This is a genomic window from Mycoplasma sp. CB776, from assembly GCF_054343395.1.
Window position 1 is genome coordinate 1 of sequence record NZ_JBTGVD010000036.1, and the last position, 5,135, is coordinate 5,135.

Here is a 5,135-nt window from a genome sequence, read left to right on the forward strand (position 1 = left end):
TAGTATTAAATATATGAAAAAAAAGAAAAAAATCCCGTCAACTGGGAAAGACGGGTTATTTTAGTAAAAATGACATTGTTTTTGTGTTATGATTATTATATAGAAAAAAATAAAAGGAGGAAAATAGTGAAGAAAAAATTAGTATTTACAACAGAAAAAGAAGGTAAAAAATTTAGTGAATTTTTATTAAAATTTAAAAATAATTTGTTGCTTTATGAAGATGCAAAATATTATTTAAAAGAAAATAAAGAAGAAATAATTTTTGAAAATATTGTATTAGATTTTCAAGAAGAAAAAAGTCTAAATGAAATTTTAGAATTACTAAAATTAACAATAGAAAGATCATTTGAAACTGTCAGAACTAAATTTCCATTAGAAAGCGATGATGATTATAATTATGTTAATATAAATGATAATTTTTATGACATTTTTGAAAGAAAAATTTGATTACTTTCTTATGAAGTTGATGATATATTTGATTTCTTTTCTATTTCTTTTATATCTGTACTTGAAAAACATAAATTAAGAAATGGAAATAAAAGATTTAGTTTTGCTTTTTTAATAAACTTATTAATAGTTTTTGGTTATTATTTTAAATGAAGCAATGAAGATACTGAAATAGCAGAATTTTATAAAAAACAGCAAGAAAAGGATATTTTTTGCTTTGTAACAAGATTATCAAATCGAAGTTATGAAGATTTAATAGCTAATATTGATGATGCAGAATTTAAAGAAGATAATCAAAAAAATGAGATTTATAAAAATTGCTTTAACTTTATAAAGCAAAAAGATATAAACTTAAATTCTAAAGATAGAATTGAAAAAGTAAAAAAAGAAATAAAAGAATGAATAATACAAAATACTTTGATATTAATCTAAAAACTATATAATTATAAATAAAGAGGTGAAAAATGAGTAAAGAAGAAAGAACAAAAATTATTAATGATTATATAATCAAATTGAAAGAAGAAGGAATTAATAATTTACCTGAAATTATGGAAAGAAATGAAAAAGGTTCCTGAAAAAGAATGCAAGAATGCATGAAAAACTTATCTAAATTATAATTTATTCATAACTAAAAAAGATCTCCAATATTTAATTATTGGAGATTTTATTATAAAATTGCAAAAAATGTATATCATAATTTAAATAACTTTTAAAAAATAGCAAGTAAAAAAACTTAAATAAAAAACAAAAATCCCTAAAACAAGGAACAATTGGTTAGTTTTGGTTTTTAACTGGGAAACAAAAAATTAAGTAAGAGAAATTTACACAAAATGTCTTACATTTCCAGAATTAAATTAAAAAAATCTTGAAAAAGAATTAGAATGTATGCAACTTGTATAAATGCTAATTAATAAAATAAAAAAAACACACATTTCCCCGACCAGAAGAGTGTTTTCGGCTAAAAATAGCAGTTACCTATTGTTTTTATAGTGCCTGGTATGGGTGGAGGGTTCGGGTCCAAATCACTTAATTATATTCTATCATTAAAATTCACTATTTTTATAAAAAATATTAAAATTTCTCAAAAATAAGGGACAATCAGTTATTTTTATTTTTAACTGGAAAACTAAAAAAGCAGGTAAGAGAATTTTAAAAATATCTTACACTTACACTTCCAACACTTTCCTGAACTACTTTCCCTACTACTTATTTAATTTATAAATTCTATTTTTATTAGAACCTTCTTTTATTAGCAACTTTTCTTCAATCATTTTAGTTATTATTTCATTTGCTCTTGAATATTTCACTTTTAATAATTTTTCTATTTCATTAGTTTTAAAAAAATCTTTGTTTTTAGCATAATTAATAATTAATTGATACTGTTTCTCTTTTTTATTAATTTTTATTATTTTATCTCCGGTTTCTATATTTATCTCCGGTGTTTTGTCAAATTTATCTCCGGTTTCTATATTTATCTCCGGTGTTTTGTCAAATTTATCTCCGGTTTCTATATTTATCTCCGGTTTTATTAAGTTTTTGTTTTTTTGTTTATAATCAATTTTAAAATTTAGATTTTTTGTATTTTCCTTATATTCTTCTATTTCAAAACCTTCAATATTTTGTTTATAATTTAAATTTTTTAAAATCACAGTAAATCTTCTATTATCTGATTTAAATTCCGGTTTTAACTTTTGACTATAATTTTCTTCTTTTTGGTAATAATCAAATATTTTGAGTAAACCACTACCACGTCTTTCCATTAAATTTAATCTACTAAAAAGATCGGCAATAATTGGATTTCTTCTTTCAGAATTGATTTCTTCAATATTTTCTTCTTGTATTAATTTACCATTATACATTCCACCAGGTGAAGAAATTTCCATTCTATCATCAAAAATGTTTATAGTTACTTCAGTTCCTTTAATTGAATAATCTCTATGAATTAAAGCATTAACCAAAACTTCTTGGATTACTTTCATAGGATAATCAGGATAATTTTTACGACCAAAATCTATCTTTTTTCACATATTTTTGGAATTTCTGGAAATGAATTTAATTCCAGAATCTAATAAATATAATAAATTACCACTAAATTCTTCATCGTCTAAAGCTTCTGCAAGTGAATGTGTTTTTGTTAATCCATTTCATCTGGTTGCAAAAATTCTTGAATGTCTTACTATTTGACCATCTGCTAATAGTGCTCCACTATTATTTAAATAATTATCATTTGAAACTAATCCAAAGGATTTAAAGTCTTTTAATGTAAGTTTATGTTCTGTAATTTGATAATAAAATGAAATTAAATAACTAAAGGAAGAAACATCATAGCTGATATTGGTTTTAAAACTATCTCAAGTTTCATTAGAACCTTGAAGAATTAAAGTTTTTAAATCGTTTCCCTTTATGACTACACTTTGATTTCCTATTCTTCTATAAGCAAGGTAACTACCGCCTTTATTTAGATAATAAGGAGTTTGCTGACCTTTTTTTACATCTAAAACTATAAATTTTTTGTCTTGTTCTTCATAAATCTTTAAATCAAAAGATGGAAGTGGTTCCATAACATCTTTTATGACGCTACTAATATAATCAGAGTCTTTGTAAATATCTGTTAATCCCACTAATTTATCACTTTTATCTTCTATACCAAAAAAGATTTTTCCACCGTTTGTATTAGCAAAAGCACTTACTGTTTTTAATCAACTATAGAAATCCTTTTTTTCTATTTTTTCTTTTTTTTCATATTCAGTTGTTTCTCCAAGATATTTATCTAATTTCATTTTTATCCTTTTCTTTTATACATATTAATATTATATTACATTGTTTAATAAAATATTTTTAAATAATAAAACATTACTTTACAAGATAATATTTTTTATTCAAAAAAAATTTCTACAAAAAAATTGAATACATTGCCAAAAAGTGCTATAATAATAGTATAAATACATTTTCACAATCCTAATTAATTAAGTTCAACTTAATTAATGAAAAAAACTCCATTCCCTTAAAATGGAGTTTTTATTTAAGGTTAGTGGAAAATGTATTAATTATTTTAAAATTTAATTAATATTAGAATTATAATTATTAAAATTAAAATTCGCTCCACTTTTGAACCTTTATTTTAAATACATTTTTCACCTCCTTATGTGACTAAAGTGTTAGTCACATTTTAATATTACCACAGAATTTATTTTGTTACGAAAATACGGAAAAAATTGGGATTTTTGGTTTATTTTTCCTAAAATTTTACTCTATATTTACGATAATTTTAGTTATTTTTAATTTAAAATAATTTAAAAAATAGTACCTTAAATATGACTATAAAAATCTTCATCTTTTCTTTAAAAGAATATCGCAATTTAATCTTGTTTTTCTAAAATATTCTACTAATTTTTATTTATAATTTATTTTGATTTTAGTTTTATAACATTTTACAATTTTCACAAAGTATTTATGGATATCTCGTATATCAATGTTGTTATAAATATCTAAAATTGATTTTTTCTCCTTTCTTTTTTTTATATCTAAGTCCAATACAAGGCAGGAACCTTTAATGGACAATCTGCTGATGGTAGAACACAAGAACAGTATGAAACAACAGTAACTGAAGCAACTAATAAATTTAAAGAAAAACAAGCTACAGCTAAAACCACTATTGAAGGATTAAGTGATTTAAGTGAAGCACAAAAAACAGAATATAAAAATCAAATCGATTCTACTTTAACTAATGAAAGTTCTGATATTAGTTCAATTAATACTATTGTAGGTAATGCAAGAGATGAAAACAGAAGAGCAGAAGAATTAGCGAGTGCTAAAGCATCAGCATTAAGTTATGCAAATAATTTAAAAACAGCAAATCAAGGTGGGAAACAAGAAGACTTTATTACTAAAATTAATGAAGCATTAGACAAATCTGTAGTTGATTCTATTCAAGCACAAATGTCTGAAATAATAAGAATTTCCACAGTTAATGCTACAAATGCAGTTAAAACTTTAAGAGGTTTAAAACAAGATGGACAAACATATACAACTTGAAGTGATAGATTAACAAATGCAGGAAGCAATCAAAATCTTCTTGATAGTACTGCACTTGAAGCTGATCGAAAATTTGCTGATGTTAGTTTAGTTGTAGAAGATCAAATAAATGCTCTTGCAGATAGTGCTTTTAAAACTCAAATAACTTCAGAATGACAAGATTGAAAACGAAATTCTAGTCTAGATGCAAATAGAGAAACTGAAAGAACAGTAACCAAAATTTATGAGTTTAGAGATAAAATCGAAGCAGAAAATCAAAAAATTAGACAATCTAAAGATCGAATATCCGATGAATTAGAAAGATTAAATACAGCAGCAAAAAATTATATTACTACTAAATTTGGTAATAAAGCAACTGCTCTTAAAAATGCTTTTGTGAATGAATTAAATTCAACTAATTTAAGTGAAGAAAATATGGAAAACATCAAACAAAGAGCAGATGAAGCATTTAATAAAGTTGTTGAAGTTGATTCTTTAATTAAAGAAATTTTAAATTCAGAAAAACAAAAAGAATTTAATGATGCTTTAAATAATATTGGTAATATGAGTGATTTAGAACCTTTAAAAAAACGGATAATAGAATTTAAAGGAAGTGCTAAAAGAGAAAAACAACAAAAAGAAGATATAGATAGAATTAAAGCTGAAACAATTAA

General features: G+C 23.3%; 4 protein-coding genes and 1 pseudogene. 4 read left to right on the forward strand and 1 reads right to left on the reverse strand.

Annotation, left to right across the window (positions count from 1 at the left end; all coding sequences use genetic code 4):
- Positions 1 to 126: 126 nt before the first annotated feature.
- Together ACXX86_RS03935 and ACXX86_RS03940 are read left to right on the forward strand one after the other, a co-directional pair.
- Complete coding sequence (locus tag ACXX86_RS03935) at positions 127 to 879, forward strand: type II toxin-antitoxin system death-on-curing family toxin (protein WP_458561181.1); 753 nt, start codon at positions 127 to 129, stop codon at positions 877 to 879.
- Between the two features lie 32 nt (positions 880 to 911).
- Entirely contained in the window at positions 912 to 1,064 is a 153-nt protein-coding gene (locus tag ACXX86_RS03940; RefSeq protein ID WP_458557679.1) for a hypothetical protein, read from the forward strand.
- A 585-nt stretch (positions 1,065 to 1,649) separates the two neighbouring features.
- Here the strand turns inward: ACXX86_RS03940 and ACXX86_RS03945 are convergent.
- Complete coding sequence (locus ACXX86_RS03945; protein WP_458561182.1) at positions 1,650 to 3,227, reverse strand: ATP-binding protein; 1,578 nt, start codon at positions 3,225 to 3,227, stop codon at positions 1,650 to 1,652.
- 847 nt (positions 3,228 to 4,074) lie between these two features.
- Here ACXX86_RS03945 and ACXX86_RS03950 point away from each other — a divergent pair.
- Together ACXX86_RS03950 and ACXX86_RS03955 are read left to right on the forward strand one after the other, a co-directional pair.
- Positions 4,075 to 4,161 (forward strand): annotated as a pseudogene (locus ACXX86_RS03950) (hypothetical protein); the annotation flags it as partial.
- A 225-nt stretch (positions 4,162 to 4,386) separates the two neighbouring features.
- The coding region (locus ACXX86_RS03955; protein ID WP_458561183.1) for a hypothetical protein at positions 4,387 to 5,135 on the forward strand (749 nt) is incomplete at its 3' end.